Source organism: Streptomyces sp. NPDC101110, assembly GCF_044759525.1.
In the GTDB taxonomy this organism is placed as follows: Bacteria; Actinomycetota; Actinomycetes; order Streptomycetales; family Streptomycetaceae; genus Streptomyces.
This window is the reverse complement of the sequence record NZ_JBIVZM010000014.1, coordinates 137276-163254: the sequence shown is the minus strand read 5'-3', so window position 1 is coordinate 163254 and position 25979 is coordinate 137276. Positions and strand designations below refer to the sequence as shown.

The window sequence follows — 25979 nt, the reverse complement described above, 5'->3', positions numbered from 1 at the left end:
GCGGCTCCTTGCTGGGTGGGATGGGCGCACCGCAGTACGGGGGCGTGACAGGCGTGCGCCTGCCGCGGCCGGCGTTTCGGCGCGGCCTTACGAGGGCGTGACGGGCCTTGATCCTGCGCGACCTGGGGTTCAGCGCGGACTTGGGGCGATCTGCACGTTCTCCATCACTCCGAGGGCGTCGGGCAGGAGCACGGCGGCGGAGTAGTAGGTGGTGACGAGGTAGGAGATGATCGCCTGTTCGTTGATGCCCATGAACCGCACGGAGAGGCCCGGTTCGTACTCGTCCGGCAGTCCGGTCTGCCGCAGGCCGATGACGCCCTGGTTCTCCTCGCCGGTGCGCATCGCGATGATGGAGCTGGTCTGCTCCTTGCTGATCGGGATTTTGTTGCAGGGCAGGATGGGAACACCGCGCCAGGCGGGAACGGACTGTCCGCCGAGGTCGACGTGGTCGGGGTAGAGGCCGCAGGCGTTGAATCCGCGTCCGATGGCGGCGATCGTCCTGGGATGGGCGAGGAACAGTCTGGTGCCGCGCCGGCGGCAGAGCAGGTCGTCCATGTCGTCCGGGGTCGGCGTACCGGAGCGGGGCCGGATGCGCTGCTTGAAGTCGGCGTTGTGCAGCAGCCCGAACTCGCGGTTGTTGATCAGCTCGTGTTCCTGCCGCTCACGCAAGGCCTCGACGGTGAGCCTGAGTTGCTCCTCGCTCTGGTTCATCGGACCGTTGTAGAGGTCGGCGACCCGCGTGTGGATCCTCAGAACGGTCTGCGCGACGGAGAGCTCGTACTCGCGCGGCTGGAGTTCGTAGTCGACGAAGGTGCCGGGCAGTTCGGCCTCGCCGACGTGGCCGGCCGACAGGGCGATCTCGGCCTCGCCGTGCTTGTTCTGCCGCTGCCGTGCGCGGGAGGTGAACTCCTCGACGTGGGCCTGGAGCTGGGGCGCGGAGGCCTGGACCGCGGCGAAGTCGGCGTGGGAGAGGGTGAGGAGGGTGCCGGCGGTCTCCGCGGTGACCGTGCACTCGTGGCGCGCCTCGGAGGCCAGCAGGGCGTGGTCCCCGAAGTGGTCGCCGTCCGCGAGCACCCCGACGGCGACCTCCTCGCCGTACCGGCCCTCGGAGCTCTGGCTGACCCGGCCGTGGGCGATCAGGTGGATCCGGTCAGCGGGGCTGCCGCGCTCGACGAGGACCTCGCCCGCCGTGAAGTCGCGCTGTGTGCAGCGGTCGGCGAGGGCGGTGAGGACGTCCGTGTCCTCGAAGCCGCGCAGCAGGGACAGTTCCCCGAGTTCCCGGGGGATCACCCGGACCGTGGCACCTTCCTGGACGAACTCGATGCGCCCGTCTCCGACGGTGTGGCGCAACCGCCGGTTGACCCGGTAGGCGCCGCCCTCGGCCTCGACCCAGGGCAGCATCCGCAGCAGCCAGCGGGAGGTGATCTCCTGCATCTGCGGGGCGGACTTGGTGGTGGTGGCGAGGTTGCGCGCGGCGGCGGTGCTCAGGGATTGCTGCGGCGGGTCGGCGGTGGTCCGGGCTTCCGGGATGCTGTCGACGGTCATCGAGGGCAGGCGCTCCTTGCATGACGGGTCGTCCGGTGCACAGGGGTGCGTCGACCGGGAGACAGGGGGGTGGACAACGAGCGGGAAGGATCACGCGGATCCGCCCACCTGCAGAAAGCTAACCGCTGAAGGGGCCGCATCGGCCACGGAGAGGAGGTGCTTACCTCGAAGCAGTGACAATCAGTTGATTGCGGTTTATCGGTTCGCTCACGTGTCATCGCCCGTACCGTAGGGTCGGACAGGTGATCGTATGGCTCAACGGCACCCATGGTGCGGGCAAGACGACGACCAGTGCGCTCGTACAGCAACTGATCCAGGGCTCGCACGTGTTCGACGCCGAGAAGGTCGGCGAGACGCTCATGGACATCACCCCGGAGCTGCCCGGACCCGGCAGGGAGAACTTCCAGCACTGGCCGCCTTGGCGTCCACTCGTGGTCGAGACGGCCCGCCGCGTACTCGACTACGCGGGAGGCACGCTGGTCATCCCCATGACGGTGCTGATCGAGCCGTACTGGCGGGAGATCAGCGAGGGGCTCGCCCAACACTCCATCGAGGTGCGGCACTTCGTCCTCCACGCCGACCAGGACACCCTCCGTGGGCGCATCGAGGGGGAACACGTCATCCCGTCCCCCTTCCGTCTCGCACACCTCGCGCCCTACGCGGAGGCGTTCCGCACGTGGCTGCACGACGCGGCCGAGGTCGTCGACACCACGCACCTCACGCCCGCCGAGGCCGCTGTGCGCATCGCCGATGCCGTCGGGCCACGGTCATGAGGCGCATGTGGATCCCGCGGGTCCTGCTGGTGCTGTGCGGTCCCCTCCTCGCGACGGGACTGATCTCCGCCGGGAGCCCGCGCACAGCGGCGGCCCTCCTGGTGGTGTTCCTGTTGCTCGCAGCCGTCAACTCGCCCCTGGTCTTCCCGAGATCGATCGACGCACTGGAGGCGCGGCGCCGCAGCGCGGTCGACGGCAGGCCGGTCGTGTTCTGGCGGCCGGGCTGCGCGTACTGTCTGCGTCTGCGCATCCGGCTGGGGCACAGCGCCCGCCGGTTGCACTGGGTCGACGTCTGGCGGGACCCGGCCGGGTCGGCGGCGGTCAGGGAAGTCAACGACGGCGACGAGACCGTGCCCACCGTCGTCGTGGACGGCCGGCCGCACACCAACCCCGATCCGTCATGGGTACGCGCCCAACTCTGAACCTCCCGTGGCCGAGCGGGCCGCAGCCCGGCCACCGCAGGGCACCGACAACGGCCGGGGATAGGCCTAGACCCATTCCTGATCCGGGGCTAGGCTCTGCCGGGCGTATCCGAGAGCGCTCTCAAGCTCTGCTGTTCCACCCCCACCCGCTGGAACAACGAAGGGGCATCCCTTGAGACGCACCACAAGCCTGCGCACCGGACTGTCCGCACTCCTCCTGCTCGGCACCTGGGCGACCGCGAGCGCCCTGCCGGCTTCCGCGGCGGACTCGCCCGCGCGTCCCGCCCAAGCGCCCGCCTCCCCCGAGCTCCTCTCCGCGATGCAGCGCGACTTGGGGCTCACCCGTGACGAGGCGGAAGCGCGCCTGGCCGCCGAGAGGACCGCCACAGACGTCGAACGCAGGGCACGGAAGGCCGCGGGTTCGACCTACGGCGGCTCCTGGTTCGACGCCGACCAGGGCACGATCACCGTCGCCCTCACCCGTGCCACGCGTGCCGACGCCGTACGCGCGACGGGGGCGGCCGTGCGCCTCGTGCGATACGACGCGCGGCACCTCGACGCGGTGAAGAAACGCATGGACGCTTTGAACGCGCCTGCGGGAGTCGCCGGTTGGCACGTGGACCCGAAGGCCAACAAGGTCGTCGTCAGCGTCGTCGCCGCACACCGGGACGACAACGATGTCCGGGCGTTCCTCTACCGGGCCCGTCAGGCCGGCCCGGTAACGGTACGTCAGAGCCCAGCCGCACCACGCACCTTCGCCGCCGGTACCGTGGGCGGCGACCCCTACTACACCGGCAACGTCCGCTGCTCCATCGGCTTCTCGGTGCACGGCGGCTTCGTCACCGCCGGGCACTGCGGCAGGCCGAGCGCCGCGGTGTACGGCTGGGACCGGTCCTACATCGGCAATTTCCAGGGCTCCTCCTTCCCGGGCGACGACTACGCCTGGGTGAACGTGGGCAGCGGCTGGTGGACCGTCCCGGTGGTGCTGGGCTGGGGGACGATCCCCGACCGGCTCGTACGCGGCTCCGCCGAGGCGCCGGTGGGTGCCTCCGTCTGCCGTTCCGGTTCGACCACGCACTGGCACTGCGGCACCGTGCTGGCGAAGAACGAGACGGTGAACTACAGCCAGGGCGCCGTCCATCAAATGACGAAGACGAGCGTCTGCGCCGAGCCCGGTGACTCCGGCGGCTCCTTCATCAGCGGTGACCAGGCCCAGGGCGTCACCTCCGGTGGCTGGGGCAACTGCGGCAGCGGTGGCGAGACCTGGCACCAGCCCGTCAACGAGATCCTCAACCGGTACGGGCTGACCCTGCACACGGCCTGACCTCACCCGCACCCCGGGCGGGCTCCGGCGGCGGCCTCGGCGCGCCTCGGCCACCGGAGCCCGCCCGGACCACGCCACGTCCTGCGCGCGGCGGCCGGATCCATGCCACAGCCGGCCACCGGCGCGGTCAGCACTGTCCTTGCGTCGTCCACGGCGCTGCCGCGCAGAAGTACTTATGCGCCGTCCAGGGCGATGCCCTCCAGCACCATCGACAGGTACTGGCGGGCGATCTCCTCGGGACTGTGCCGGCCGCCCGGCCGGTACCAGGACGCGGCGACCCAGACCGTGTCGCGCACGAAGCGGTAGGTCAGCGGCACATCCAGGTCCGCACGGAACACCTCGGCGGCCACACCACGCTCCAGCGTGCCCAGCCACGCCTTCTCGAACCTCTGCTGCGACTCGACGAGATACGCGAAGTGCGGCCGGTCCACGAGGTGCCCGGACTCCTTCTGGTAGATGACGACCGCGTCGAGATGCCGGTCGATCTCCCGGAAGGACTCCGTCACCAGCGCCTCCAGCGTCTCCCGGGGCCCGAGCCCGGCACCGAGCACGGCGTCGTACCGCGCCCAGAGCTCGTCCAGGAAGCCGGAGAGGATCTCGTCCAGCATCGACTCCTTGGAGTCGAAGTGGTAGTACAGGCTGCCCGCCAGCATCCCCGCCGCGTCCGCGATCTTGCGGACCGTCGTGGCGCTGTAACCCTGCTCGGCGAAGACCCGGGCCGCGATGGCCAGCAGTTCCCCGCGCCGCTCCGGCGGACTCACCGCGGACTTCTTCTGATCGCTGTCGCTGCGTTTCGGCACCGGACCATTCTCACCGCTCGGGTGCCGGCTGCTGACCGACAGGACCTCGCCGAGTGGAGAGCCCGCAGGGCGCCACGGAGGCAGAACGTCCCCGACGAGTTGAAGCGCTTCGATCGTGTCATCCCGCGCCCCCAGGGCCTTCAGTGCAGTGACTGCCGAAAGTTTCCAGACTTCCGACGCTCTTGTTTCACGCGAAGCATGTCGTTACTGTCGCCGCCGATTGAAGCGCTTCGATACTCGAAGAGAAGGGCGCTCCGTGTCCTCCTCCTCGACGAGACGTCTGCCGATGACCGACGAGAAGGAATGACCGCGTGTCAGAGAAGGCGCTCCAGCAGGCTGCCGTGACCAACCCCGTGATCCCCGGCTTCCATCCGGACCCCAGCGTGTGCCGGGTGGGCGATGACTACTACGTCGTGTGCTCCAGCTTCGAGTACTTCCCCGGCATCCCCGTGTTCCACAGCCGCGACCTGGTGCACTGGACGCAGATCGGCAACGCCCTGGACCGGCCCGGCCAGCTCCGCCTGCCCCCGGACATGGCGTCGTCGGGCGGTGTCTACGCCCCGACGCTGCGTCATCACGACGGCCGGTTCTGGCTGATCGTCACCAACGTGGCCCCGGGCGAGGGGAACCTCCTGTTCACCGCGACCGATCCGGCCGGCCCCTGGTCGGAGCCGGTGCGGCTGCCGGGGGTCGGGGGTATCGACCCGGACCTCGCCTGGGACGAGGACGGCACGTGCTGGTGCACGGTCGCCGGGGTCTCGCAGGTGTGTATCGACCCGTCCACCGGAGAGACGCTCGGTGAGCCGCAGCCGCTCTGGTCCGGCAGCCCCGGCGCCATGGCCCCGGAGGCGCCGCACCTCTACCGCATCGGCACGTACTGGTACCTGCTCATCGCCGAGGGCGGCACCGAGCGCGGCCACGGCGTCTCGATCGCCCGAGGGGCATCTCCTTCCGGCCCGTTCGAGCCGTGCCCGCACAATCCGGTCCTGACGCACCGGGGCACCGACCGCCCCGTCCAGAACACCGGGCACGCTGACCTGGTCCAGGCGCCCGACGGGTCGTGGTGGATGGTGCTGCTGGCCGTCCGGCCGCGGGGCGGCACACCGGGCTGGCACGTGCTGGGCCGCGAGACGTTCCTGGCTCCGGTGGAGTGGGTGGACGGCTGGCCCGTCGTCGGCGAGGTGCCGACCGAACTGACCGCACCGGGCTGGCCGCTCGTCCCCGCACCCGTCGAGACCGCCCGTGACGACTTCGACCTCGGTGGGCTGCGCCCGCAGTGGATCTCCGTGCGGGACCGGCCCGTGGAGTACTGCACCACCGAGGAACGCTCCGGCTGGCTGACGCTGCGCGCCCGCGGCGGGTCGCTGGACGAGCCGGACGCCGTGTTCGTCGGACGCCGCCAGCAGCACCTGACGTGCGAGGTGCGCACGCGCGTCGACCCGGCGGAGGGCCGCGGCGGCCTCGCGGTCCGCCTGGACGAGGAGCACCACTACGAGATCGAGGTGTCCGAGGGAGCGGTGCGGGTGCTTGCCCGGGTGGGGCCCCTGCGCACGGTCGTGGCCTCGCGGCCCGTACCCACCGGACCCGTCGTCCTCGGACTTCGCGTCACCCCCACGCCGCCGCGCGGCCCGCGGACCGGGCCGGACACGCTCACCTTCGGCGTCGAGGAGCCGGACGGCACGTTCACCGAGCTCGGCGCACTCGACGGCCGCTACCTGTCGACCGAGGTGGCGGGTGGTTTCACCGGCCGGGTCATCGGCATGTACGCCGCGGCCGGCACGGTCCACTTCGACTGGTTCGACTACGAGCCCACCGGCTCCTGATCCGGCGCCGGGTCGCCCCCGCCGGCGTGTCCTCGAGCACCTGAACGCACCGCTCCCCTCGGGCGCGCCGCCCGGCCGACAGGGAGCGTCAGAGATGAACGGACCGCATCACCGCACCGACCGCCGCAGCCGGGGCCGGATACTCGGCCTCCTGCTCGCGCCGGTCACCATGATCGGGACGACCGGCACCGCGGCCCGCACCGCACCCTCTCAACAGGCCTCGCTCCCGATGACGTACCGCGAGACGAAGAACGGAGGGTCGGTGACGGGGCCGTCGCGTGACCGCGCCTCGCTTCGTCATCCCAGGGGCGCCGTGCCGTCGTCGGGAACCGGTGTGTCCGGGGCCAGCAGGCCCTCGATGCGCAGCTCGTCCCAGAAGGCGGCCGGGACCGGGTGCCGCAGTAGCCGCACGGTGTCGCGCACCTCCTCGGCGGTGCGGGCCCCGGTCAGGACGCTCGCGACCGCCGGGTGGCCGTAGGGGAAGTGCAGGGCGGCGCTGCGCAGCGGCACGCCATGGCGTGCGGCGACGGCCTTCAGCCGCAGCGCGCGGTCGAGGACCGGCTCGGGGACGGGCGCGTAGTCGTACATCGCGCCGGGCTTCGGGCCGGTCAGCAGCCCCGAGTTGAACACCCCGCCGATGACGACGCTTCGGCCGCGAGCGGCGGCCTCCGGCAACACCCCGGCCGCCAGTCCGTCCTGCTCCAGCAGGGTGTAGCGGCCGGCGAGCAGGACGACGTCGACGTCGGTCTCGCGCAGGAAGCGGGCGGGCAGCGCGGACTGGTTCATCCCGAGGCCGACCGCCCCGACCCCGCCTTCGGCGCGCAGTCTCTCCAGCGCCGGGTACGCCTCGCGCAGTGCATGGTCGGCGTGGTCGTCCGGGTCGTGCAGCAGGGCCACGTCGACGCGGTCGACGCCGAGGCGTGCCAGGCTCGCCTCGAGGGAGCGCAGCACCCCGTCGGCGCTGAAGTCCCAGACACGCCGACGGGTGTCGGACACGGCGAAGCCGTGCGCCAGGTCGTCGCCCCGCCCGCCCCGCGGGTTCGGCTCCAGCAGGCGCCCCACCTTGGTGGACAGGGTGTACGCGTCCCGGGGGCGGTCACGCAGCGCAGCGCCGAGGCGGCGTTCCGACAGGCCCAGACCGTAGTGGGGCGCGGTGTCGAAGGTGCGGATGCCCGCGTCCCAGGCGGCGTCCACGGCGGCGAAGGCCGACTCGTCGTCGATCGGGCGGTAGAGGTTGCCGATGCCCGCCGCCCCGAACGACAGCCCCGTGACCCGGACACCGGTGCCGCCCAGTGTCGTCGTCCTCATGAGCCGGGCGCCGGGCGGAGCCGGAGTCCCTGCATGCCGCCGTCGACGGCGAGGGCCGTGCCGGTCACGGAGGCGGCGGCCGGAGACGCCAGGTAGACGATGGCCGCGGCGACTTCGTCCGCGGTGACCAGGCGCCCCATGGGCTGACGGGCGTTCAGGGCGGCGCGTTCCGCCCGGGGGTCGGCGGCGGCGTCCAGGAGCCGCGTCACCCAGGGGGTGTCGGCGGTGCCGGGGTTGACGCAGTTGACCCGGATGCCCTCGCGGACGTGGTCGGCGGCCATGGCGAGGGTCAGTGACAGGACCGCGCCCTTGCTCGCGGAGTACAGGGCGCGCTGCGGGAGTCCGGCGGTGGCGGCGATGGAGCAGGTGTTGACGATCGCCGCGTGCGCCGAGCGACGCAGCTGCGGCAGGGCGGCGCGGGTGGTGCGCACCATGCCGAGGAGGTTGACGTCGAGTACGCGGTGCCACTCCTCGTCGGGGTTGTCCTCGACGGTGCCGATGGCTCCGATGCCCGCGTTGTTGACGACGATGTCGAGACCGCCGAGGCGCGTGGCGGCCTCCTCCACGGCGATACGCACCGCGGTGTCGTCCCGGACGTCGGCCGTGACGGGGTGCAGCCGCTCGGGCACCCCGGACGGTTCCAGGTCGAGCACGGCCACCGCGGCGCCCCGCCCGGCCAGGGCGTGTGCGGTGGCCAGCCCGATGCCGGACGCGCCGCCGGTCACGAGGGCCTTGAGTCCTGACAGTTCGTTCATGCGTCACTCTCCTGCCGGGCGCGGTCGGCGGCCCAGAACGCCCCGTCCGGGAAGCGATAGGCGGCGATGGACTCCTCGCGCATGGTGGCGGAGAAGCCCGGATGGAGGGGAGCCGTGTAGTGCCCGTGGCGCAGCACCACGGGCACGTCGAAGTGCTGGTGGAGGTGGTCGACGTACTCGATGACCCGGTCCTCGGTGGTGCCGGACAGGGCCAGGCAGTCGAACATCGACAGGTGCTGCACCAGCTCGCACAGTCCCACGCCGCCCGCGTGCGGGCAGACCGGCACCCCGAACTTCGCGGCGAGCAGCAGGATCGCCAGGTTCTCGTTCACTCCGCCGACCCGGGTCGCGTCGATCTGCAGCACGTCGATCGCGCCGGCTTGGAGGAGCTGCTTGAAGACGACCCGGTTCTGCACGTGTTCGCCGGTGGCGACCTTGACGGGGCGGACCGCCCGGCGCACGGCGGCGTGCCCGAGGATGTCGTCGGGGCTGGTGGGTTCCTCGATCCAGTAGGGCTCGAACTCGGCGAGGGCGTTGGTCCACTCGATCGCCTCGTCCACGCCCCACCGCTGGTTGGCGTCGATGGCGATGCGGATGCCCTCGCCGACGGCCGCACGGGCGGTCCGCAGGCGCCGGATGTCGTCGCTCAGGTCGCCGCCGACCTTGAGTTTGATCTGGGTGAACCCGTCGTCGACCGCCTGCCGGGCCAGCAGGGTGAGCTTGTCGTCGGAGTATCCGAGCCAGCCCGGGGAGGTGGTGTAGCCCGGGTATCCGCGTTGCAGCAGTGTCGCTTCGCGGTCGGCGATCCCGTCACGGCCCTGGTGAAGGAGGGCGAGGGCCTCTTCGGGGGTGAGGGCGTCGGTGAGGTACCGGAAGTCGACCTGGGAGACGAGCCATTCGGGTTCGGCGTGGGCGAGCAGGCGCCACAGCGGCTGCCCGGCGCGCTTGGCGGCCAAGTCCCACACGGCGTTGACCACGGCGCCGATGGCCATGTGCATCACGCCCTTCTCGGGGCCGAGCCAGCGCAGCTGGCTGTCGCCGATCAGGTCGCGGCTGAGCGAGGCGGGGTCGTCGCAGAGTTCGGCGACGGAACGTCCGGCGACGTGGTGCCGCAGGGCGTCGATCGCGGCGACCTGCACGTCGTTGCCACGTCCGATGGTGAAGGTGAAACCGTGCCCTTCGAGTCCGTCCGCCGCGTCGGTGCGCAGCCTCACGTAGGCGGCGGAGTAGTCGGGATCCGGGTTCATCGCGTCGGAGCCGTCCAGTTCACGCGAGGTGGGGAAGCGGACGTCGTGTGTGTCGAGTGCGGTGATCCGGGCTGCGACGGCGCTCACGTGCCTGCCTTTCACACTCGGCCGAGGGCCGCCTGGCCCTCGGCCGGGTTCGTGGACGGGGAGTCCGACGGTGTCACTCGGACACGAGTCGCTCCCACCAGTCATCGGATGTATGACGACAGCGCGACTTTAAGCGCAAGGCCTTGCTACGGACAAGGAGGAGCGCCGACTCCCTTCACGTCAGAGATACATCGGAGGAAAGTTCCAGTGATGGACGTCAGTCGTCGATAGCAGCCCGCGTCACCGCTTCCGCGAGGACGTCGGCCACCTCCTCGGTGTGGGACAGGCGCGGGGAGTCCCCCGACGGGATGCGCAGACGGTGAGCGCCGCCACGCTCCCGGTCGGGGGACGCGGTATCGGCCGGGAGCAGCGCGGAGTCCGGGTAATGGGTCATGCCCCTCAGGCTGGAGACCGGGCCGATCGTGGACTATCCGGCGGAAGGCTGCCGTGTCCCTGCCGACCGGCGGGAGCCACCCCGCCGTGTGGCTGGAGCTGCAGCCCGGCGGGCCACCGGGAGCGATCGGGGCTTTAAGGTCGAGTCGGCATGGGCCGGACGGCATGAATGAAGGTGAGGCGGAACACGTGATCCGGGTAGTGGTGGTCGACGACGAGGCACTGGTCCGCTCGGGCTTCGAACTCATTCTGGGCGCGTCCGAGGACATCGAGGTCGTCGCGACCGCCGGCGGCGGCAAGGCCGTCGAGACGGTCCGCCGGGAGCGGCCCGACGTGGTGCTGCTGGACATCCGGATGCCGGACGTCGACGGGCTCACCGTCCTGCGCGAGCTGCGGAAGATGCCGGACGCTCCGGTGGTGGCGATGCTGACCACGTTCGACGCCGACGAGTACGTCCTCACCGCCCTGCACTCCGGCGCGGCCGGGTTTCTCCTCAAGGACACCGAGCCGGAACAACTCGCCCATCTGGTGCGCACCCTGGCGGCGGGCGGTGTGGTGCTCTCCCCCAAGGCGTCGCGGACACTGCTGCACAGCCACCCCCGCACCGGGACGGCCGTCGACGAGGAGGCCGCACGGGTCCGGCTGCTCACCGCACGTGAACGCGACGTCCTCGTCCTTGTCGCGGAGGGCCTGTCGAACGCCGACATCGGCGCGCGCATCCATCTGGGCGCCGGCACGGTGAAGGACCACGTCAGCGCCATCCTGACGAAGCTCCGGGTGTCGAGCCGGGTACAGGCCGCGCTGCTGGCACAGCGGGCCGGGCTCCTCGACGAGCAGGCGCAGAAGGCAGGCCGATGAGCCGCGCACGCGCCATGTGGCAGCGGCTGCCCACGCCGGTCACCGACCTCGCCCTGGTGACGGTGGCGGCCATGGACGTATGGCTGAACACGTGGGAGCACACGCCCCTCGAGCTCGCGCTGGCCGCTGTCGGCTGCACCGCGCTGGCCTTCAGGCGCCGCTTCCCACTCGGCGTGTTCCTGCTCACCCTGCCCATCGCGCTGATGCAGGATGTCGCCGTCGCCGTGCTCGCGGCGCTCTTCACCCTGGCTGGACACTCGCGCAACCGCCGTCTCCTCGCCGTGTGCGTCGCCCTGGCCGCCGTCGCGAGCAGTACTCCGTGGCCCCTGGCCGAGGTCGACCGGACCATGACACTGGTCTTCTTCGTGTACGGCCTGGCGACCGCCGCGGCCCCGGTCCTCTTCGGCCAGCTTCTCCAGGCGCAACAGGACCTGGCACGGCGACTGGCCGAGATCGAGGAGGCCAGGGAGCACGAGCGGGCCCTGCACGCCCAGGCAGTGCTCGCCCGCGAACGCGCCCAACTGGCCCGCGAGATGCACGACGTCGTCTCCCACCAGGTCAGCCTGATCGCCGTACAGGCCGGGGCGCTTCAGGTCGCCACCAAGGACGCGGACGCCAAGGAAGCCGCCCGCACGATCCGTTCCCTGAGCGTCACCACGCTCGACGAACTGCGCACCATGGTCACGTTGCTGCGGGCCTCCGGCGGCAACGCCACCGAGCTGACGCCGCAGCCCACCCTGGCCGACCTGCGCAAGCTGGTGGAAGCAGGCGGCCCTCACGTGGAGTTGTCGGGTGAGCTGCCGCCCACCGTGGGCACACCCGCGCAACGGGCCCTCTACCGCACGGTCCAGGAAGCCCTGACCAACGTCCGCAAGCACGCCCCCGGCGCCAGAGCGCGCGTCGAGCTGTGGCAGGCCGGCGACGGCATCGGAGCGACCATCACCAACACCCCGCCCACCCGGCCTTCGCTGTCCCTGCCCGGTTCACAGCAGGGCTTGGTCGGTCTGCGGGAACGGGCCGACATTCTGCACGGCACCCTGGAGGCGGGCCCGACCGCGGAGGGCGGCTACCGGGTGCGGCTGCGCATTCCCCTCAGCGCGGACTGACCGACCGGGCGGCCGGGGGGCCCAGCCGCCGCCCGGCCGTCTGCCGCGGCATGCCACCTCATGCTGTGCCGCCGGACGCTCCTGCGTGTGGTGTGTCATCACGCGGGGGCCAGGAACTGAGTGGTCGCCAGTTGCGCGTACAGCCGGTCCCGGGCCATCAGTTCCTCATGGGCGCCCACGGCCCGGACGTGTCCGCCGTCCATGACGACGATCCGGTCGGCACCCGTCACCGTCGACAGACGGTGGGCCACCACCAGCACGGTGGTCTCGCGAGCCACCTCCGCGACGACGTCCCGCAGCGCCAGCTCGTTGACGGCATCGAGCTGCGAGGTCGCCTCGTCCAACAACAGCAGGCGTGGCCTGCGCAACAGGGCGCGGGCGATGGCAATGCGCTGCCGCTCACCGCCCGACAGCTTCGAACCGCGGTGTCCGACCGGGGTGTCCAGGCCGTGGGGCAGGCGCTCGACGAGGGTGTCGAGCTTCGTGCGGGCCAGGACGTCGCGGATGTCATCGTCCGGCGCGCCGGGCGCCGCGAAGACGAGGTTCTCCCTGAGCGTGCCTGCCAGCACCGGGGCGTCCTGTTCCACGTACCCGATGGCGGACCGTAGCTCGGACAGGGACCAGTCCCGTACGTCCTTGCCGTCCACCAGTACCCGGCCGCCGGTCGCCTCGTGGAACCGCTCGATGAGCGCGAACACCGTCGACTTGCCCGCACCGGAGGGGCCCACGAAGGCAGTCGTCCCGGTGCCCGGAACCTCGAAGCTCACCTGCTGATGGACGTACGGTTGGCCCGGGCGGTAGCGGAAGGACACGTTCTCGAAGCGGACCGACGCCGGGCCCGGCACCGTTGCCCCCGGCCGGGGCAAGGCGACCGCCTGCCGGTCGGTGGGCTCCGTCGCCAGGCGTTCCACCTGCGCGATCCGGGAGAGCGCGGCCGCCCCCTCCTGGTAGGAGGATCCGGCTTCGACCAGCGTGGACACCGGCTCGATCAGATAGAAGAGGTACAGCAGGAAGGCGATGAGGGTGGACACGGGGATCTCCCCGGACGCCACGCGCGCCCCGCCGACCGCGAGCACCGCGAGGAATGCCGACTGCACCGCGAGCTCGTCGGCCGAGCCCGCCACGGCCTCCCACTTGGCGCTCTTCAGGCCGTGCCGCCAGGCCCGCCGCGCCGCCGCCTCCACCCGGGCGGTCTCCCTCCCCTCGGCACCTGACGCCTTCACCGTGCGGAACGCCCCAAGGGACCGCTCCAGCACGACGGAGATCTCCCCGACCGCTTCCTGCGCCCGCTCGGTGGCCCGCGCGATCTTCGGCATCACCAGCGCGACGGCCCCGCCGACCAGCACGACCACACCGAGCGTCACACCCAGCAGCACGACGTCCAGGAACGCCATCATCACGATCGCCGCGACGAACGACACCGCGCCGGAGGCCGCGGAGACGACCGCCTGGGTACTGACCGCCCGCAGCAGCGTCGTGTCCGAGGTGACCCGGGACATCAGGTCACCCGGCGGGATCCGCTCGAACTCCGCGATCCGCAGCCGCAGCAGCCGCCCCACGAGGGTGCGCCGCGCGGCGAGGACCACCGACTCGGCCGTCCGCTCCAGCACATACGCGCCGAACGCCTCGACCGCCGTGCCCAGCACCACCAGCACGGTGAGCCCGATCAGGATCCCGGCGATGGTCTCCCCGGAGGCGAGCCGGTCCACCAGCGCCTTGGTGGCCAACGGCTGAAGCAGTCCCCCGGCGGCCCCGACCAGGGCACACAGCAAGCCGAGGGCGACGGCCCACCGGTGCGACCGCACATACGCGTACAGCGCCCTGAGCGTCTCCCGGGCGGACAGGGCGGTCTCATGAGTCTCATCCGTCGTCGGGGCGGATGCGGTGTTCACGTGGTTCCTTTCCTCTGCGGTCCGCCCGGCACCGCGTCGGCGGCGCCGGGCTGACCGGGCGTGATCGTGTGCCGGCTCAGCGGACGAGTCCGGCTGTGCTCATCGCGAAGGCGCCCACCGACGCCTCGGGGACCTCAGGACGCACGACGAGCAGGACGAGGGCGCCCGCCGCCGGCATCAGGTCGAGGAACTCCGCAAACCCGCCCCTCGGGACGGCGCCACGGCCCGGCACGTCGGCCCATGACGCGAGAAGCACGTCGGGCTCCTTGTGTCGCGCACGATGTGTCATGCCTCCAGCCTGGAAGCCCGGCCTCCGTGCGCCCATCCGGCGACCGTCGGGTCCACCCCCGCCGAGTGGCTGAAGGAGATCGTCGTCCAGTCGCACCGGTTCGCACGGACAGGTCGGCACGGGACTCCGCCGGTCGGCAGGGCAGTACCCGCCGGTCGGCGGGGCCGTTACCGAAGCCTGCCGGATGGCTCTCCGCCCGGCGGCGACGCCAGAGTCTCCGCATGCCACAGACACCAACGACACCGCAGGGCACGTCAGCCCCGCAGGAGAACTCGCCTCCGCAGCCCCGGAGTTCCCCCAAGTCCGCTGCACCGGCCTCGCCCGGTCCCTCGACGGGACGCCTTGTCGGGGTGGACCTGGCCCGCGCCCTGGCTGTGTTCGGCATGTACGTCGTGCACATCGGCCCTCCGCTGTCCGCCACGACCGGCGTCGCCAGCTGGATCCGGTACATGGCGGACGGTCACTCCTCGGTCCTGTTCGCCACCCTCGCCGGGTTCTCACTGATGCTGATCGCCGGCCGCCTGGAGCCGAAGACCGGCCTGGCCGGCCGGCAGGCGAAGGCCCGCATCGCGATCCGCGCCGTGGTCCTGCTGGCGCTGGGCACCGTGCTGGCCATGGAGTACGGGGGAGTGATCATCCTCGGCTTCTACGGGGTCTACTTCCTGCTGGCCCTGCCCCTGGTGCGACTGGGCGCAAGGACCCTCGCGATCATCGCGGCCGCGTTCGCTCTGGTCACACCGCAGCTGGCCTTCGTCCTGACCTCACTGCTGACTCCGTCGGTCCAGGAGAGCATCAACACCTACGACCCGCTCCACCGGCTCAGCGAGGTGGGCGTCCTCGATCTGCTGCTCACCGGCTTCTACCCGGCGCTGACGTGGATGTCCTTCGTGATCGCGGGTATGGCACTGGGCCGCCTCGACCTGTCCTCCCGCACGGTCCGGCGGCGCCTGGCCGCGCTCGGTGCCGCCCTCACCGCGACCGCGTACGGCATGTCTCTGCTGCTCGCCGGGGCGGGCGCGTTGCGGAGCATGGCGGAGGACGGGTCGTCGTCAGGCAGCTCCGGTCCGATGCCCCCGGACAGCGGTTCGAAGCTCTCCGGCAGTGACTCGTTCCCCGATATGCCGGCGTCCATGCTCCTGACGGCCGGGCCGCACAGCGGCACCACGTTCGACATCATCGGCAGCGTGGGCGTCGCGATCCTCGTGATCGTGGGCGCGACGGTCGCGATGGAACGTCTGCCGCCACTGCGCCGCCTGGCCACACCGGTCGTCGCCGTGGGCACCATGTCCCTGACCGCCTACGTCGGTCACTTCCTCGCCCAGTCCGTGCTGTCCGAGCCCGGCGGGCCCAGCACCCAGCAGTCCTGGACGCCGCTGCTCATGTACGTCCTCGGAGCCATCCTGTTCGCCGCCATCTGGTCCCGCTTCTTCCGCCGCGGCCCCCTTGAGTACCTGCTCAACACCGCCACCAAGCCGGCGAAGCACATCCGATGACACCCGGCCGGGGTGGGACGTGGAGGTGTCCCACCCCGGCCGGGACCGCCCATGGATCCAGCAAACGCATGGTCCTTGCAGGCTTCACCCGTGAGCCCTGTTCGTCGCCGAAAGGTGCACCCAGGACGCGCCGATCCCTGTGCACGGCTGTCTCAGCCCACCACGCGAACCAGCGACAGCACCACGCCTGTTGCGCTGTGTCTCTCCAGCGGTGCCGGCGCAAAGCTGCATCAACGCTGGGCCGCAGTAGGCGTCGAAGACATGGACGAGCTGCATCGGGGACCTCGGCAGAACAGTGGGCGGCCGCCCGGTACGGACGCTTCGCCTGAATCAACAGTACCTGACGCGTCAGATATTTCCAGAGGGGTATGCCCTCGCGCCGTGCGGGCTCGCCACCCGCAGGGAGCGGCTGGTCCGGACCCGTCGGTCAAGATTCGGTCTCGCTCGGACGGACGCGGGACGCCGAGGTGTTACCCGCGGTACGTTCCGGCTCCCCACTCCCCGTTGTCAGGAGTCCCGGTCTCATGCGCCGACTTCTAGCCTCCATCGCGGTGGTCTCGGCCGCGATCGGAGGGTTCATCACGAACATCTCCCCCGCTGCTGCCGCCGACCCCACGTCCGGTTCCTTCAGCGTCCTCGCCTACAACGTGGCGGGCCTGCCGGAGAGCATCTCCAGCGCTCCCACCCCACGCGAGCCCGCCACCACGGAAATCGGCCGACGGATCGCGCCGTACGACATCGTCAACGTCCAGGAGGACTTCAACTACCACGCCTTCCTCTACGCCGGCGACACCGCGCACCCCCACCGGACACCCACCAGCGGCGGTGCGGGTATCGGCAGCGGTCTCAACACACTGGCGAAACTCCCCTACGACACCGACGACTTCGAGCGGGTGCGCTGGAATTCCTGCCAGTTCGACTCCGGGGACTGCCTCACGCCCAAGGGGTTCACCTTCATCCGCCAGCGCCTCGCCGAGGGCGTGTACGTGGACTTCTACAACCTGCACACCAACGCCGGGACGAACCCCGGCGACCTGGCCTCGCGGGCGGACAACCTCAACCAGCTGACGGCTTTCATCAAAAGCCATTCGGCCGGGAACGCCGTCGTCGTCATGGGCGACACCAACACCCGCTACACGCGCTCCGGCGACACCATCGCCGAGTTCGCCGCCGCGAACGGCCTGACGGATCCCTGGGTCCGGCTCATCCGCGGCGGCGTCCCGCCCGCCAAGGGCAGCGACGCCCTGGTCTGCGACCAGACAGGCCCCACCGTGCCCAACACCTGCGAGGTCGTGGACAAGGTCCTGTACCGCGGCAGCAGACTCGTCTCGCTCGACGCCACCTCGTACAACAACGAGCATTCCAGGTTCCTCACCGACGACGGGCTCATGCTGTCCGACCACGACCCGATCAAGGTGGGCTTCTCCTGGTCGCGCGCCGCGGACCTCCGGCTCAGCGAACAGTTCGGCGGGCCGCACGGCGACTACTACACCGACATCGACGCCGTACCGGCGGGCGCGCGCCCGGTCAGCGTCTCACTGCGCAGCGGCACCCGTGTCGACGGTGTCGGCCTGACGCTCGGCAACGGCAAGGTCATCAGCCACGGCGGGACCGGCGGCACCGTGTCGTCCCTGAACCTGGGCAGCGGGGAGTACCTCAGCTCCGCCCGGCTGTGCCGGGGCGAGAAAGGCGGCCGTACACGGATCTTCTCCGCCGCGTTCACCACGAACCTCGGCCGCAGTCTGTCGGGCGGGACCACCACGTCCGACTGCGTGACGCGCACGGCGCCTTCGGGATGGCAGATCGCCGGCTTCCACGGGCGCGCCGGTGACGAGGTCGACAAGCTCGGCTTCATCTACAGGGAGCGCTGACGCGCTCACCTGCCGCCCTCGGCGCCCGCCCGCCGACGGCGGTGACGGCCCCTCACCGGCTGTCGCCGCCGTCAGGGCAGGCGGGGCAGCATGTCCCGCGCCGCATGACTGAGCATGCGGAGGTTCTCGGCGAACCGCTCCCGGTCCTCGGCCGGCAGGGGCGCGAGGAAGTAGCGCTTGATGTTCTTCACGTGCGCCCGGGCCGCGGTGACCGTGATCTCCTCCCCCCGCGCGGTCAGGCGCACCAGACGCGCGCGGCGGTCACCGGGGTCCTCGACCCGTTCGACCAGTCCGGCCGCCACCATGCGGTCCACCAGCCGGGTGGCCCCTCCCGTGGTCAGCACCTGCTCCTGGGCGATGGCTCCCATCGACAGCCCCGGATCCCCCGCCCTCCCCAGGATGAGCAGCACCTCGAACGTCAGGTGGCTGATGCCGCACTCCGCCTCCAGCGCCCGGCCCAGGATGTACTCCAGCCGGTTCGCGGCCCCTTGCAGCCGGCCGAAGGCCAGAACCAGCGCGTCGTTCGCCGCTTCCTCCGGCGTCGAGATCTCCGCCTGTTCATTCACAGCCCCGGCTCCCCTTCGTTCCTTCGCGCACCCACTCTCCCGATCATGCCGCACCGTCTCCGGACGTCGCGTGCCGGCTTTGGTGCACCCGCCGGAAAGCGCCCAGTGGCATGCCCGTGTGACGGGCGAAGAACATGCCGAAGTTGGTGGGCCGGGGGAAGCCGATACAGCGCGCGATGGCCGCCACCGGCTCGTCGGTGGGGGCGAGCAGACGCCGGGCCTCCAGGGCGACTCGGCCGTCGATGACGTGCTTCACGGGCTGTCCGGTGGCGGCAGCGCAGGCGCGGATGAGGGTGTTGACGGTGTGGCCGAGACGCAGGCGTAGTCGGCGGTACGCCGGATGCTGGTGTGGGAGCGCTCCAGCTCGGTGCGGAAGCGGGCGGACCTCCCCGCCCACGTGCGGGTCACCGGCGTCCTCAGGGCGGGGCAGCCGGTCGACCTGCAACAGCACAGGGGCCGAAAGGAGTTGCAGGATTTCCGCGGACACCGTCTGCGCAGGCCTCTCGTACTGGCATCGCATCACCCCGGTGTGCTGAACGCCGCCGGCCTCGCCCGGCCCGGGGGTGCGGTCGGCGATCGAGCCGTGACCGGTTCCGGGTGCCGGGTGCCGGGTCCATGCACCCGGGCCCCGGAAGGTGTCGAACGTGCCATTCCGTGGTGCAGTCAGGGCATGGCCCCCTCACTCACGGATGGCACGGACGACACGGATGGCCAAGAGGCTCCGGCGCCCTTCGGGCGCGAGCGTCCCTCCCGGCTGATCGACGTCGCGGTCGCCCTGCTGCTCCTGATCGCGGACGCGGTCATCCTCGTCGTGGCCGCGGTGCTGCTCCTCGCCGTCGGCATGGGCCGGGCGCACTCGCCGTACTCCTCCGAGGCGGTGCGCACCTCCGGCACTCCGGTTCTGACGTGGTTGGTCATCTGGGGTGTTCCGGCCGTGGCGGCGGCCGGGGCCGTCGTGCACGCCCGTCTGAGGATGCCCGTCACCGCCGTCGTGCAAGGCCTGTTCACGCTCGCCTGCACGGTCCTGGCCATCGCCTGGACGCGCATGCTGCTGTCCTGAGGAAGGCAGCACACCGCGGTCGCGAGTGGGTTCGGCGAGTTCGGTCGACGCGGGCCGAACCAGGCGCGGTGCGCTCGCAGTTGCCGCCGGCGCCGACCAACTCGTAGGAGGTTGTCGGTGCGGGTGTGTCTCACCAGGTCACGGGCAGCTCCAGGGGGAAGCGCCGGATGGTCCGGGTGTCCCAGCGCACGTCCTCGGCCGGTACCGCCAGGCGCAGCCCGGGGAGGCGGGTGAACAGGACCTCGATCGCCGTGCCGACTTCCGCGACGGCGAACGTGCTGGCGATGCAGTGATGGCCGCCCCAGCCGAACGTCATGTGGGGGTGCGGAGCACGGTCGACGTCGAGCACATCGGGGTCGGGGAACACCGCCGGGTCGCGGTTGGCCGCCAGATAGGAGACATGGACGAAGTCACCCGCGCGGATCAGCACTCCCTCCACTTTCACGTCCTCCAGCGCGACGCGAGGGATTCCGACGCCCTTGCGGAAGGGGATGTGCCGCAGGAGTTCCTCCAGCAGCCGGGGCAGCCGTTCGGGACGGCTCCTCAGCAGACCGAGAAGCTCGGGGCGGGTGAGCAGGGTGTAGGCGATGTTGCTGATCTGGCAGGTGGCGGTGTCATTGCCGCTGAGGATGAGGGTCAGTGCCAGGACGGCCAGCTCGTCGTCGCTCAGAGGCTCCTCCCCCGGTTCGCAGGCCGCCATGGTGTTGATGAGGTCGTCGCCTCCCTCCTTCCGGCGTTCGGCGACGAGCGCGGTGAAGTAGGCGCGCAGGTGCTGCTTGGCCGCGGCCGCCGCCTGGCGGGCTTCCGGCGCGGTGGCGAGCATCTGCTGGGTGTGGCGCAACATGAGGGGCCGGTCCGCGACGGGGACGTCCAGCAGGGCGCAGATGGTGTGGTTGGGCAGCTGCGCGGACAGGCCGAGGGCCAGGTCGGCCGGTGCGCCCTGCTCGACCATCTCGTCCACGAGACGGTGCGCCACGCTCTCGATGGCCGGCGTCATGCGTTTCACGGAGCTCTGCGTGAAGGCCCGGGCGGCGGCATGACGCAGCCGGGTGCTGCGCGGCGGATCCATGACGTTGAGCGACTCCGGGGAGACGATCGGCTCGGGAGTCATGCGCGGGTAGTCACGGCCGACGATGCCCGCCCTGCTGAATCTCGGGTCCGTCGTCACCTGACGTACCCCGTCGAAGGTGGTGACCAGCCATGCCTCGGCTTCGCCGTAGGGCAGCCGGACACGGCTGACCGGACCGTCGGCCATGAGCCGGCCGAGTGACGGGTCGAAGGCCAGTTGCTCGCTGAAGTCGAAGGGGCAGTCGGCGACGTGGGCCATGGGTACTCCTGAGCGCGTGCGGCGGTGCGGCCATGTGGGCGGAACCCGGTGGGCGCGGAGCACGGCCGCCCGACCCACGGGGGACATTTCGCATAGTGCGGCAGAGCGCCGCTCCATGCACCCAGTGCCGGGTCAAACGGCAGAAAGCAGGGAGACGTGCCCGACCCCACCCCTCAGACACCGCAGCGGCCGGCCATGGACGTGCTGGTCGTCGGCGCCGGGCCCACCGGCCTCACCCTGGCCTGCGACCTGGCCAGGCGTGGTGTGCGTACCCATGTCATCGAGGCCGGCGACCGGCTGCTCGCCGGTTCACGCGGCAAGAGCCTGCAGTCCCGCACCATGGAGGTGTTCGACGACCTGGGTGTCGTCGACGCGCTGCGGGCCAGCGGCTCCTTCTTCCCGCCCATGCAGACTTGGCGCGACGGCGAGCGGCAGGGCGAGTGGCAGCTGATCGAGCCTGACCCTCGGGCCCCGGCGTCGCGCCATCCGCGCCCATGGCTGGTACCCCAGTGGCGCACGCTGGACATCCTGCGCGAGCGGCTGCTCGACCTGGGCGGCACGCTGGAGTGCGGTGCACGGCTCACCTCTCTCACGCAGTCGGGCACGCAGGTGGCCGCGGAGGTGACGCACTCCGACGGTGCCCGTCACCTGGTGTCGGCGCGCTACCTGGTCGGCGCCGACGGCAGCCGCAGCACGGTGCGAGAATCCCTGGGCATCGCCCTGAAGGGTGAGGACGGCGGGCTGCGCTCGGCGGTGGTGGCGGACGTACGCGTGCGGGGACTGGACCGCGATCACTGGCACATCTGGCCGGACCCGGCCGGCGAACTGCTGCTGTGTCCGCTGCCCGGGACCGCCGACTTCCAGCTGAACGCCAAGATCACCGGCGAGGAGTTCACGGCGACGCCCGAGACCGTGCGCGGTCTGATCGCCGCCCGTACCCATCTGACGTCCGAAGCGGTCACGGACGTGGGATGGTTCTCGTTCTACCGCCCTCGTACCGCGATGGCCGAACGCTTCCGCCACGGGCGGGTCCTGCTCGCCGGCGACGCCGCCCATGTGCACCCGCCGGGCGGCGGCCAGGGGCTGAACATCGGCGTGCAGGATGCCTACAACCTCGGCTGGAAGCTGGGCCAGGTCGTGCGCTGCCATGCCCCGGACGCGCTGCTGGACAGTTACGAGGTCGAGCGCCGGGCCGCCGCGGCGGACACCCTGAACCTCAGTACCCGCCTGTACCGGGCTGGCCGCTCGACCCAGGACCCCTACGAGCAGGCTCGCTACCGGGGGCGGGTCTGTCACCTGCTGTCGGTGCACTACCGCGACAGTGAGCTCTCGGCGGACGCCCGGGAGAGTCGTGCTGCGGCCGGTGTCCAGGCCGGTGACCGTGTGCCCGACCTGCCGTGTGTCACCACCGAGGGTCCTTGCGGGAATCTCTTCGAGCTGTTGCGCGGCCCGGACTTCACGCTGCTCGCGGTGAACTGTGCGCCGCCCGCCGCGCCAGCGGGTCTCAGGACCCACCAGGTGACCGGCGGGCCGCTCGCTGAGGAGCTGGGCACGGGGCTGTTCCTCATCCGCCCCGACCAGCACATCGGCCTGGCCGCTGACACCGCCGAGCACCTCGACCGCTACCTGGCGCAAGTCGGCCTGGGGGGCGGCGACATGTAGCCGTCCTGTTCCCTGCCGTCCCAGCCGGTGCAGGTCCGGTGACCAGACATCACCGGACCTGCGGAGCACCGGGTCAGCGTCGGCGGGCCCAGCCGGCACCGACGCCGGCCACCTGCAGAGCCAGGCACATCAGTCCCAGCAACATGACATTCGTCGAAGAGAACACATCGTTGGTGCCGATCTCGGCCGCGTTGATCAGGAAGGCAAGGAAGAACAACACCGCCGCGACTATGCCGAGCATGACGAGCTCCTCTCAAAGGGGATGCAGCCCGTATGCCCCGCCTCCTTCTCCGCAGACACCGGAATGTTCGCCTGCCTGTGCGGGTACCGATGAAGTCTTCTGACCGCAGCGAGGTGAGCCAGGTAGTTCAACTGGGCCCGGTGCGTGCCTTGTTGGGGCCGCGCCTGGCTGATGACAAGGTGCCACCGGGCAAAAGGACGCTGCTCGACGGGATCAAGCCGCTGCTCTTGTCCGTACCATCTCCCACCAAGGCATCCTGCGGTACAGAGGAAAGGGCAGTGCCATGTCCGAGACAGCAGCTCCCGCCACCGAACTGGCTTCCCAGTACATCGCCCAGGTGACGGGCGACCTTGACGCCAATCTCAAGGAACAGGAACGCATCGACGCGGAGATCGCCTCCCTGCAGGAGCAGCTTGCCGCTCTGCAGCATGACCACGGCGTATTGGTCAGCATGCAGCAGGCACTGGGCATCACCCAGGGCAGGGGCGGGTCCGCTGCCGAGTCCAAGAGCGCCGTGGTGCCCGCGCCGCGGCGGAAGAAGGCCGCCGCGGCCGGGGGGAAGCAGAAGGCACGCAAGGCGGCTTCCGCTCCGGCGAAGAAGGCGGTCAGGAAGTCCGCGGCCAAGACGGCGAACACGCCGAAGGCGGCCGACCTGACCCTGGTGGAACTCATCCGCCGCCACCTCGCCGAACAGAAGGAGCCCCGCTCCGCCGCGGAGATCTCCACGGCGCTCGGCGGGGCCCACCCCGATCGCGACATCTCCCCCAAGGTCGTGCGCGTCACCCTCGAGGGACTCGTGGCCAAGAGCGGTGCCGAGCGCTCCAAGCAGGGCAGGTCGGTCTTCTACAGCGCGCCGGCACAGAAGGATTCGGCCGCACCCGAGGCCAAGGACCAGACCGAGCCCACCGACGGCTGAGGCGGCCGGACCTCGGCCGACCCCCGGACGGACCGACGGGGCCCCGTCAGACGGCGGGTCGTGGCTCGTGCGGTACGTTGCGCGCCATGACTGGACTCGAGCCCCTCGACTGGCCACCCGCCCCGTTACGGACCGAACGGCTCGTGCTTCGCGGCTCCGAGGCACGGGACCGTGCGGCGTTCATCGAGCTGTTCGCCTCGCCGGAGGTGGGCACCTACGTCGGTGGCGCCCGGCCGCGTGACGAGCTCGAGCATGCGGTTCCCGAGGTGCCCGGGCGTCGCCCCGGCGTGTTCGTGACCGATCTCGACGGAGCGATGATCGGCATGATCACGCTCGACCGGCGTGGTGCGGAGTGTCCGGGACACGTCCGGCCGGATGCCGAGGAGGCCGAACTCGGTTACATGCTGCTGCCGGAGGCATGGGGGCACGGCTATGCCGCCGAGGCGTGTGCGGCGGTACTCGACTGGTTCGCCGACGCGCTTCCCGGCGAGCCGGTGGTGCTGTGCACCCGGACCGCCAACGCACGAGCGATGCGCCTCGCGGCGAAACTGGGCTTCACCGAGGTGGAGCGGTTCGAGGAGTACGGCGCCGAACAGTGGCTGGGCATGCGGAAGCCGGGCAGCGCGGCCTCCGGTTGAAGGGCCCCATGCCGGCGGTCGTGGCGGTCGGGCCGGCCTGGTGCCGCCACGTTCGGCGGAGCGCCTCGCGGTCACCGCCCTCCTCTTCGCGACGACCACACCCGCCTGGTCCCTTCTGCCCTGCGGCGACTGGGAGCCGTGGCGTGCGCCGGAGAGGATGAGTTCTCGGCGGTGGGCTTGGGCCGTCACAGGCACAACGAGGCGTGGATCGCCCGACATGCAACCGCGGTGTTCTGGAGTGTGATGGCGCCTGCACCCCGTCGAACGCGGTGAGCGGCCGCGACGGCTGCTGCTGGGCCTTGACGCAAGGCGCGCGGGTGAGCAGGGACACGGCGGCCGGTGGCTGCCGGGCATGACCCGCCCCGCCCCGGACGTCAGCGCCGCGCGCCGCCGAACGTCATGGGGCGGTCGGGGCCACGCCGCCGGATGGACCAACCCGCCGACTCGGGATCATTGGGACATAACCTGCGCGATATGAGTAAATGCCATATCGCACCTCTGGCGTGCCTGGCGGCGCTGCTCGGGACGGGGCTCGGCGCCGCCCCCCACACCGCCGCCCATACGGTCCATCTGGTCAAGCCGGGAGAATCGATCCAGAAGGCGGTGGACGCGGCCCGGCCGGGCGACACCGTTCTGCTGGGGCGCGGCATCCACCGTACGAGCGTCGACATCACCACGCCCGGGCTGACCCTGCGGGGCATGGGCCGCGGCACCGTGCTCCGGCCGGCGGCGGGCACGAGCACCGCCGCCCAGAGCACGACATCACGCACCACGAAGGCCGCCGCAAGCTGTGCCGCGGCCGGCAACGGCATCTGCGTGGCGGGCACCAAGGGCCACAACATCGCCGGCGTCACCATCGCTTCCCTGACGGTGAGCGGCTTCCCCAAGACCGGCGTCTACGCCCATGAGGCCGACCGCCTGACCGTACGGAATGTCACCGCGGTCCGCAACGGGGTGTGGGGCATCGCCACGGAGCGCTCACGCCGTGGCGTGTTCCGCGGCAACGCCGCCCGCGACAACGGCGACGCGGGTCTGTTCCTCGCCAACACGGTGAAGGAGGAACAGGGCGCCTCGGACACCGGGGGAACGGTGGTGGAGCACAACCGGCTGGAGGGCAACCGGATCGGTGTCACCGTACGACGGCTGCGCAACCTCACCGTCACGGGCAACCACCTCACCGGCAACTGCGCGGCGGTCTTCGTCGTCGGCGACGAGAACAAGCCGAAGGCCGGCTTCGTGACCGTGCGCGAGAACCGCATCGTGCGCAACAACAAGTCCTGCCCGAAGACCGCCCGGCTGGACGCCCTGCAGGGATCCGGCATCGTCGTGACGGGCGCCGACGACAATCTGATCACTCGCAATGTGATCAGGGACAACGTCGGCAAGTCCCCCTTGTCGGGAGGCATCGTCGTGTTCAAGAGCTTCGTGGGCACGACCAGCGAGCGGAACCGGATCAGCGGCAACCTGCTGGAGGGCAACTCCCCGGCGGACCTGGTCAACACGGACCCCGGGAAGGGCAACACGTTCCGGGACAACTCCTGCGCGACGTCCCGGCCCGCCGGCCTGTGCTGACCGTCCGTCCC

25 protein-coding genes are annotated in these 25979 nt (G+C 71.0%); 13 read left to right on the top strand and 12 right to left on the bottom strand.

Features of this window, described 5'->3' with window-relative positions; genetic code table 11:
- Positions 1-129: 129 nt before the first annotated feature.
- On the bottom strand, positions 130-1545 hold the full coding sequence (locus ACIQU3_RS29300) for a family 2B encapsulin nanocompartment shell protein (RefSeq protein ID WP_403737408.1): 1416 nt from the start codon (positions 1543-1545) through the stop codon (positions 130-132).
- 242 nt (positions 1546-1787) lie between these two features.
- Between ACIQU3_RS29300 and ACIQU3_RS29295 the strand changes: the two genes are divergently transcribed.
- The 3 genes from ACIQU3_RS29295 to ACIQU3_RS29285 all read left to right on the top strand — a co-directional run bounded on the left by ACIQU3_RS29295 (position 1788) and on the right by ACIQU3_RS29285 (position 4064).
- The gene (locus ACIQU3_RS29295; protein WP_403928501.1) at positions 1788-2318 is read left to right on the top strand and encodes an ATP-binding protein; all 531 of its coding nucleotides are present in this window, start codon (positions 1788-1790) and stop codon (positions 2316-2318) included.
- On the top strand, positions 2315-2740 hold the full coding sequence (locus ACIQU3_RS29290; RefSeq protein ID WP_403928499.1) for a glutaredoxin domain-containing protein: 426 nt from the start codon (positions 2315-2317) through the stop codon (positions 2738-2740). Before ACIQU3_RS29295 ends, ACIQU3_RS29290 begins: the two co-directional genes overlap by 4 nt.
- A 172-nt stretch (positions 2741-2912) precedes the next feature.
- A complete protein-coding gene (locus tag ACIQU3_RS29285; RefSeq protein WP_403928496.1) occupies positions 2913-4064 on the top strand; it encodes a S1 family peptidase in 1152 nt (383 codons plus the stop codon).
- A gap of 173 nt (positions 4065-4237) precedes the next feature.
- Here the strand turns inward: ACIQU3_RS29285 and ACIQU3_RS29280 are convergent, their stop codons facing one another.
- Entirely contained in the window at positions 4238-4864 is a 627-nt protein-coding gene (locus tag ACIQU3_RS29280) for a TetR/AcrR family transcriptional regulator (protein WP_403928493.1), read from the bottom strand.
- A gap of 311 nt (positions 4865-5175) precedes the next feature.
- On the opposite strand from ACIQU3_RS29280, the gene ACIQU3_RS29275 reads away from it, so the two are divergent.
- Positions 5176-6687, top strand: coding sequence for a glycoside hydrolase family 43 protein (locus tag ACIQU3_RS29275; RefSeq protein ID WP_403928490.1), 1512 nt, complete (start codon positions 5176-5178; stop codon positions 6685-6687).
- Between the two features lie 297 nt (positions 6688-6984).
- On the opposite strand, the gene ACIQU3_RS29270 is transcribed toward ACIQU3_RS29275, so the two are convergent.
- From ACIQU3_RS29270 to ACIQU3_RS29255, 4 genes are all read right to left on the bottom strand, one after another.
- A complete protein-coding gene (locus ACIQU3_RS29270; RefSeq protein ID WP_403928487.1) occupies positions 6985-7995 on the bottom strand; it encodes an aldo/keto reductase in 1011 nt (336 codons plus the stop codon).
- The gene (locus ACIQU3_RS29265) at positions 7992-8750 is read right to left on the bottom strand and encodes an SDR family NAD(P)-dependent oxidoreductase (RefSeq protein WP_403928485.1); all 759 of its coding nucleotides are present in this window, start codon (positions 8748-8750) and stop codon (positions 7992-7994) included. Before ACIQU3_RS29265 ends, ACIQU3_RS29270 begins: the two co-directional genes overlap by 4 nt.
- Positions 8747-10084, bottom strand: coding sequence for an L-fuconate dehydratase (locus ACIQU3_RS29260; protein WP_403928482.1), 1338 nt, complete (start codon positions 10082-10084; stop codon positions 8747-8749). Before ACIQU3_RS29260 ends, ACIQU3_RS29265 begins: the two co-directional genes overlap by 4 nt.
- Positions 10085-10301: 217 nt before the next feature.
- Entirely contained in the window at positions 10302-10478 is a 177-nt protein-coding gene (locus ACIQU3_RS29255; protein ID WP_403928479.1) for a hypothetical protein, read from the bottom strand.
- A 164-nt stretch (positions 10479-10642) separates the two neighbouring features.
- Between ACIQU3_RS29255 and ACIQU3_RS29250 the strand changes: the two genes are divergently transcribed.
- On the top strand, positions 10643-11335 hold the full coding sequence (locus tag ACIQU3_RS29250; RefSeq protein WP_403737370.1) for a response regulator: 693 nt from the start codon (positions 10643-10645) through the stop codon (positions 11333-11335).
- The gene (locus tag ACIQU3_RS29245) at positions 11332-12441 is read left to right on the top strand and encodes a sensor histidine kinase (RefSeq protein WP_403928476.1); all 1110 of its coding nucleotides are present in this window, start codon (positions 11332-11334) and stop codon (positions 12439-12441) included. Before ACIQU3_RS29250 ends, ACIQU3_RS29245 begins: the two co-directional genes overlap by 4 nt.
- Positions 12442-12539: 98 nt before the next feature.
- On the opposite strand, the gene ACIQU3_RS29240 is transcribed toward ACIQU3_RS29245, so the two are convergent.
- Together ACIQU3_RS29240 and ACIQU3_RS29235 are read right to left on the bottom strand one after the other, a co-directional pair.
- On the bottom strand, positions 12540-14333 hold the full coding sequence (locus ACIQU3_RS29240) for an ABC transporter ATP-binding protein (RefSeq protein WP_403928473.1): 1794 nt from the start codon (positions 14331-14333) through the stop codon (positions 12540-12542).
- Positions 14334-14409: 76 nt separating this feature from the next.
- Positions 14410-14589: a hypothetical protein gene (locus tag ACIQU3_RS29235; RefSeq protein WP_403928470.1), complete on the bottom strand. Its 180-nt coding sequence runs from the start codon at positions 14587-14589 to the stop codon at positions 14410-14412.
- A 254-nt stretch (positions 14590-14843) separates the two neighbouring features.
- Between ACIQU3_RS29235 and ACIQU3_RS29230 the strand changes: the two genes are divergently transcribed.
- Complete coding sequence (locus ACIQU3_RS29230; protein WP_403928467.1) at positions 14844-16115, top strand: DUF418 domain-containing protein; 1272 nt, start codon at positions 14844-14846, stop codon at positions 16113-16115.
- Positions 16116-16639: 524 nt separating this feature from the next.
- Positions 16640-17986, top strand: a complete 1347-nt coding sequence (locus ACIQU3_RS29225) for a jacalin-like lectin (protein ID WP_403928464.1) — start codon at positions 16640-16642, stop codon at positions 17984-17986.
- 71 nt (positions 17987-18057) lie between these two features.
- On the opposite strand, the gene ACIQU3_RS29220 is transcribed toward ACIQU3_RS29225, so the two are convergent.
- The gene (locus ACIQU3_RS29220; RefSeq protein ID WP_403737346.1) at positions 18058-18552 is read right to left on the bottom strand and encodes a MarR family winged helix-turn-helix transcriptional regulator; all 495 of its coding nucleotides are present in this window, start codon (positions 18550-18552) and stop codon (positions 18058-18060) included.
- Positions 18553-18595: 43 nt separating this feature from the next.
- Positions 18596-19039 carry a helix-turn-helix domain-containing protein gene (locus ACIQU3_RS29215; protein ID WP_403928461.1) on the bottom strand — a complete coding sequence of 148 codons (444 nt, stop codon included), beginning with the start codon at positions 19037-19039 and terminating at the stop codon, positions 18596-18598.
- Positions 19040-19222: 183 nt separating this feature from the next.
- Here ACIQU3_RS29215 and ACIQU3_RS29210 point away from each other — a divergent pair, with 183 nt between their 5' ends.
- A complete protein-coding gene (locus ACIQU3_RS29210; protein ID WP_403928459.1) occupies positions 19223-19612 on the top strand; it encodes a hypothetical protein in 390 nt (129 codons plus the stop codon).
- 130 nt (positions 19613-19742) lie between these two features.
- Here ACIQU3_RS29210 and ACIQU3_RS29205 read toward each other — a convergent pair whose 3' ends face one another.
- On the bottom strand, positions 19743-20939 hold the full coding sequence (locus tag ACIQU3_RS29205) for a cytochrome P450 (RefSeq protein ID WP_403928456.1): 1197 nt from the start codon (positions 20937-20939) through the stop codon (positions 19743-19745).
- Positions 20940-21095: 156 nt separating this feature from the next.
- On the opposite strand from ACIQU3_RS29205, the gene ACIQU3_RS29200 reads away from it, so the two are divergent.
- Entirely contained in the window at positions 21096-22601 is a 1506-nt protein-coding gene (locus tag ACIQU3_RS29200) for an FAD-dependent oxidoreductase (RefSeq protein WP_403928453.1), read from the top strand.
- A 73-nt stretch (positions 22602-22674) separates the two neighbouring features.
- On the opposite strand, the gene ACIQU3_RS29195 is transcribed toward ACIQU3_RS29200, so the two are convergent.
- The gene (locus tag ACIQU3_RS29195; protein WP_234846026.1) at positions 22675-22842 is read right to left on the bottom strand and encodes a hypothetical protein; all 168 of its coding nucleotides are present in this window, start codon (positions 22840-22842) and stop codon (positions 22675-22677) included.
- Positions 22843-23125: 283 nt separating this feature from the next.
- Between ACIQU3_RS29195 and ACIQU3_RS29190 the strand changes: the two genes are divergently transcribed.
- The 3 genes from ACIQU3_RS29190 to ACIQU3_RS29180 all read left to right on the top strand — a co-directional run bounded on the left by ACIQU3_RS29190 (position 23126) and on the right by ACIQU3_RS29180 (position 25968).
- Positions 23126-23758, top strand: coding sequence for a hypothetical protein (locus ACIQU3_RS29190; protein ID WP_403928450.1), 633 nt, complete (start codon positions 23126-23128; stop codon positions 23756-23758).
- Positions 23759-23844: 86 nt separating this feature from the next.
- Positions 23845-24396: a GNAT family N-acetyltransferase gene (locus ACIQU3_RS29185; RefSeq protein ID WP_403928447.1), complete on the top strand. Its 552-nt coding sequence runs from the start codon at positions 23845-23847 to the stop codon at positions 24394-24396.
- 474 nt (positions 24397-24870) lie between these two features.
- On the top strand, positions 24871-25968 hold the full coding sequence (locus ACIQU3_RS29180) for a nitrous oxide reductase family maturation protein NosD (RefSeq protein WP_403737323.1): 1098 nt from the start codon (positions 24871-24873) through the stop codon (positions 25966-25968).
- Positions 25969-25979: the final 11 nt, after the last annotated feature.

Bases quoted from the DNA above. Each gene is read 5' to 3' on its own strand.
- ACIQU3_RS29180 (WP_403737323.1), top strand. From the start codon at position 24,871: ATGAGTAAATGCCATATCGCACCTCTGGCGTGCCTGGCGGCGCTGCTC.
- ACIQU3_RS29300 (WP_403737408.1), bottom strand. From the start codon at position 1,545: ATGACCGTCGACAGCATCCCGGAAGCCCGGACCACCGCCGACCCGCCG.
- ACIQU3_RS29270 (WP_403928487.1), bottom strand. From the start codon at position 7,995: ATGAGGACGACGACACTGGGCGGCACCGGTGTCCGGGTCACGGGGCTG.
- ACIQU3_RS29225 (WP_403928464.1), top strand. From the start codon at position 16,640: ATGCGCCGACTTCTAGCCTCCATCGCGGTGGTCTCGGCCGCGATCGGA.
- ACIQU3_RS29205 (WP_403928456.1), bottom strand. From the start codon at position 20,939: ATGGCCCACGTCGCCGACTGCCCCTTCGACTTCAGCGAGCAACTGGCC.
- ACIQU3_RS29290 (WP_403928499.1), top strand. From the start codon at position 2,315: ATGAGGCGCATGTGGATCCCGCGGGTCCTGCTGGTGCTGTGCGGTCCC.
- ACIQU3_RS29250 (WP_403737370.1), top strand. From the start codon at position 10,643: ATGAATGAAGGTGAGGCGGAACACGTGATCCGGGTAGTGGTGGTCGAC.
- ACIQU3_RS29195 (WP_234846026.1), bottom strand. From the start codon at position 22,842: ATGCTCGGCATAGTCGCGGCGGTGTTGTTCTTCCTTGCCTTCCTGATC.
- ACIQU3_RS29190 (WP_403928450.1), top strand. From the start codon at position 23,126: ATGTCCGAGACAGCAGCTCCCGCCACCGAACTGGCTTCCCAGTACATC.
- ACIQU3_RS29185 (WP_403928447.1), top strand. From the start codon at position 23,845: ATGACTGGACTCGAGCCCCTCGACTGGCCACCCGCCCCGTTACGGACC.
- ACIQU3_RS29210 (WP_403928459.1), top strand. From the start codon at position 19,223: ATGGCCCCCTCACTCACGGATGGCACGGACGACACGGATGGCCAAGAG.
- ACIQU3_RS29265 (WP_403928485.1), bottom strand. From the start codon at position 8,750: ATGAACGAACTGTCAGGACTCAAGGCCCTCGTGACCGGCGGCGCGTCC.
- ACIQU3_RS29245 (WP_403928476.1), top strand. From the start codon at position 11,332: ATGAGCCGCGCACGCGCCATGTGGCAGCGGCTGCCCACGCCGGTCACC.
- ACIQU3_RS29255 (WP_403928479.1), bottom strand. From the start codon at position 10,478: ATGACCCATTACCCGGACTCCGCGCTGCTCCCGGCCGATACCGCGTCC.
- ACIQU3_RS29230 (WP_403928467.1), top strand. From the start codon at position 14,844: ATGCCACAGACACCAACGACACCGCAGGGCACGTCAGCCCCGCAGGAG.